Below are 639 nucleotides of genomic sequence, written 5' to 3'. Positions count from 1 at the left end.
AGTCGCTTGAAAAGCTGGTGGGGTATGCATGTATGAGTCACGAAACGATTCGCCAGTCCATCATCGAGGCAGAGGTGGAAGGGCACCGTGCGATGGAGAAAAAAGGGCGCGTGTTTTTTATCGAAGCAGACGGGTTGTACGTGAAACGTCAACGAAGCCGCATCAAAGGAAAAGAAGAAAAGATCATCACGATTCACCAAGGATGGGAGAAAAACGGGAAACGCGTATCCTTAGTGAATCGACGGTATATGGTTCATCAAACGAATGAACCGATTTGGGAAGCTGTAGAGAATTTTCTGATGAAGGAATACAGCTATGATCCGTTTGAGGATTGGGTGGTCATCAATGGAGATGGAGCCCCATGGATTACAGCGTGTCGAGAATATTTCGGGGACAGGGGGTACTTTCAGCTTGATCGGTTCCATGTGGCAAGAGAGATTCGTCAATTGTTCCGAGGTCATGCGAGATATCGGGTGATTCGAAAGAAGTTAGCATCATGGGATGAAGAAGGTGTGTTACGAGAACTCACAAGTGCCATCGGTACGTTAGAACATGAGGAGAAGGAAAAGCAACTCGAGGCGCTTGTTCGTCGAATCGAGGAGATACCAGGATGTTTACGTGACTATCGCGTATGGTTGA

The 639-nt window shown here is 47.4% G+C and carries 1 protein-coding gene; it reads left to right on the top strand.

The genetic code is table 11. From position 1 onward, the window contains the following. Positions 1-639 (top strand): UPF0236 family transposase-like protein (locus tag K1I44_RS15010; protein ID WP_219986630.1); only part of this gene is annotated, 639 nt, incomplete at both ends.

The organism is Anoxybacillus sp. ST4 (genome assembly GCF_019448545.1).
In the GTDB taxonomy this organism is placed as follows: domain Bacteria; phylum Bacillota; class Bacilli; order Bacillales; family Anoxybacillaceae; genus Anoxybacillus; species Anoxybacillus pushchinoensis.
Note: the sequence above shows the minus strand (reverse complement) of the source record. Positions and strands in the feature narration are given on the sequence as shown.